The sequence below is a fragment of the Candidatus Sodalis sp. SoCistrobi genome, from assembly GCF_900143145.1.
Lineage (GTDB): Bacteria > Pseudomonadota > Gammaproteobacteria > Enterobacterales > Enterobacteriaceae > SoCistrobi.
The window spans coordinates 1-3,000 of record NZ_FRDB01000290.1; the positions used below are offsets into that span (position 1 = coordinate 1).

3 protein-coding genes and 1 pseudogene are annotated in these 3,000 nt (G+C 56.0%); 1 reads left to right on the forward strand and 3 read right to left on the reverse strand.

What is annotated here, in order from left to right:
• A pseudogene (locus CINSTRO3249_RS14575) lies at nt 1–204 on the forward strand (transposase); the annotation flags it as partial.
• On the opposite strand, the gene CINSTRO3249_RS14580 reads toward CINSTRO3249_RS14575, so the two are convergent.
• The 3 genes from CINSTRO3249_RS14580 to CINSTRO3249_RS14590 all read right to left on the reverse strand — a co-directional run bounded on the left by CINSTRO3249_RS14580 (nt 172) and on the right by CINSTRO3249_RS14590 (nt 2,749).
• Nucleotides 172–1,101, reverse strand: a complete 930-nt coding sequence (locus tag CINSTRO3249_RS14580; protein WP_125933210.1) for a ParB/RepB/Spo0J family partition protein — start codon at nt 1,099–1,101, stop codon at nt 172–174. The pseudogene CINSTRO3249_RS14575 and the gene CINSTRO3249_RS14580 sit on opposite strands and share 33 nt — an antisense overlap.
• A gap of 77 nt (nt 1,102–1,178) precedes the next feature.
• A complete protein-coding gene (locus tag CINSTRO3249_RS14585; protein WP_254304377.1) occupies nt 1,179–1,583 on the reverse strand; it encodes a hypothetical protein in 405 nt (134 codons plus the stop codon).
• A 740-nt stretch (nt 1,584–2,323) separates the two neighbouring features.
• Complete coding sequence (locus CINSTRO3249_RS14590; protein ID WP_074013783.1) at nt 2,324–2,749, reverse strand: antirestriction protein; 426 nt, start codon at nt 2,747–2,749, stop codon at nt 2,324–2,326.
• Between the last annotated feature and the right edge of the window lie 251 nt (nt 2,750–3,000).

The following is a 3,000-nucleotide window of genomic DNA, read 5'->3' on the forward strand; positions in this document are numbered from 1 at the left end:
CGCGCTGAAGGAGAAGAAAATGCGGCAGCCCGCCAGCTGATATGTCGCTTGTCAGGACGACAGCAAAAGCGAGGCCGCAGAGAGAGCGCTCCTGCTCTGCTCGCTGGCCTATCCATCTTGTTGAATACACTAAAATTATTATCGGAATATAGTCTGGAAAAACTTACTCATTTAGCGAGAGTTGCTCTTAAGCCTCCTCCCTGATGTGTAGATACCTATGCCTTCATGGTCGGCAAGGTGCCGCGCAAGGTTTGTGACTTTTTCGATAACCAGTGCGTCCAGTAGTGAGGGATGAAGAAGATAACCTGCGTCGGTAAACAGGTCATGCCGAATCTCGCCCCCCGCTGATGTGTACGCCGCCATGCCGACAAATGCCAGCATCGCATTATCGTCGGCGCACACTTCATCATTCAGCACCCGGTTGCGAAGCTGGCGCGGCTTACGACCGTCGTACAGGTGCTCACCCTGTAACCAGACCTGCCATTGCCGTTCGGTATCATCGCTGGATGCCAGCGCCTGTAGCTGGTCAACATTAATCTCATCACGCGCCAGTGCGTTTAATAGCTCAGTATGGACACGGGCAAGCTTCAGCAGCTTCTGAACATGTCGCGTCGTATAGCCCAGCAAGCCAGCAATCTCAGCAGCAGATTTTCCCGATTCACTTAACGTTCTGAAAACGGCAAACTGCTCACTCGGGTGCATCGCTTCGCGTTGTGTATTCTCGGTCAGTGAGACCAATACCCCCAGCTCCGCGCTCACCTTTTTCACCGGTACGGTAACCTCCTCCTCTAACTGACCGTTCGCCTGTAACTGGCGTAACGCCAACAAACGACGGCTCCCGGCGACAACCGCCCATTTACCTCCCTTGTCCGGAATAACCACCAAATTTTGCAGCACCCCCACCGCCGCAATACTCCCCGCCAGTTCGCTGATTTTGTTCGCATCCGGCTCACGGCGACGCACGTTAAGACCCGACGGTATCAACTGGTTAAGGGCAACGGACTCTACTGCCGCTGTCGCCAGCATATTTTCAATTTCCGTTGCTTTACTTGCGTATGTGTTTGTTTTAATCTTTGTTGTTGACGTTATTAATGTCTCCAATGTCGTGATGTGGAAATATCCGGTCAGGAATAAAAACCTGACCGGGGTAAAAAGGCAGCGTTCTCCGCGCTGCCTTTTTATCGCCCGTCCAGCAGTGACCAGTGGACAAGGCAAAGTTCATCACTGGCGGCCACCGGCCAGCCATCAACCAGCCAGACCGCGATTGAATCCGCACTCCCCGCAAACACCGCACACAGATATTCCGCCGTATCCGGCACCTTCGGAGGCAGCAATGTTCCCGTTGAACACGGTGCCGCCTCGGTGATAAAGCAGAACAGGTCGGTTATCTGCGCTACGCTCAACACGCAATTGGTGTAGGCGTCACCTTCTGAAAACGGCAGCACCCGGTCTTGTCGGGGTAATACACCGTGAGGCTCCGCTCCGTTGGAAGTGCAGGAGTTCATGCCCCGCGCCCCTTGCCGGTTTTTCCCATATATTTCCGAGGGCGCCTGAGCGGCGGTGTTGATGTTGTCTGTGCGCATGCTATTTCTCCTGGTATCGATGGGGGGATATCTCTCGTCGGGACCTTTCGCGGCAAGGGCACGGGGAGCAACGCCGTTTGCGCAAGGGCTTGACGAGAGAACACCAGCGATGGCGGGATGAGCAGGCGCACACCCGACTCGGCCACAGGCCGGGGCGTCCTTGAAGCGCAGACGGCGTTACCGTCTGTGCGGTTGGGGTTGGGCGGCGCGGCCTCCTGGCCGCTGCAAGCGGGGTGGCGCGACGGATGGATGCCCGTCAGGGTGGCGCCAGCCCGCTGTCGCCACGCGCAGCGCGACAGCCGGACCCGGAGGGGCGCGACCGGAAAAGACAGCGATTATAGACAAGCAGGCGCTATCCCTACCGCCACCACTGACCTTCCCGCACAGCAGTTAACGGCGGCTGCGCCGCCGCTATACTGCCGGCCACCGTCAGGTGGCTGGCAGGGTGTTGACCTGCCGGACTGACCGCGCACCGGGATGCCAGCGAGCCACCACATTGGCGGCCCCTGCATGGCATGTTTTTTTGCAGAGGTTCGTATGCCCCTCAAGGCTGAACGCCCTGATCCTGATCTCATGCCAAAAACGGTAGGGAGAAGTGACCGAGCTTAGATGCGAATCTGTGATCGGCCTTTCATGCGAATCACTGTTCGATCACGATGAGAATACGCATCAACACCTCCACAGCCAAAAATTAAATCATCAGGGACTAACGGGCGACGTTGCCGCCCGTTAGCCGGCTATCAGTCAAGCGCGGCGTAAATATCGCCCCATTCCGGGTGTGCAACGATGTGATGCCAAAGCTGCTCTTCGCGCTGGATAAACAGCTTGACCAGCCCGGCGCGATCCCGATCATGGTGCAGTCCACAACGATGATTAATCACCAGCGACGTAAGGATGATGCCCGCAACATCGTTACTGACCGTGCGGTCAAACCTGTTGTCATCGTTAACCAGTCGCACCGGGCCAACATCCGGCATCATGTAGCCGCCACCGTCAGGCAGGCGGATAAAGTGCCAGAAGCCGCCGTTGTACTCCGGTAAATAGCGATTGGCGTAGTCGTATACCTGCATTTCGGCATCCAGAAAGTCCTCGCCAAAGAGATAAGGTAAAAATGACAGGCGGTCTGATTCCTCAACGCGCAAAGCCGCAGAAGGTAAATGAAGCATCGTACGCTCTCCTCTGTATCAGGGTCTGCGGCACCGGCCGGTGCCGTACCCATTCGAGAGAACGGCCTTGAGGGCATAGGTATCTACACATCAGGGAGGAGGCTTAAGAGCAACTCTCGCTAAATGAATCACCCCGGATAAATTAGAGTCTATACTTTAAAAGTGGAGGTCTCTATGACAACGACCAAACGTTACTCTCCGGAAGTCCGTGAACGGGCAGTTAATCTAGTGCTGGAAACTCAGCATGAGCA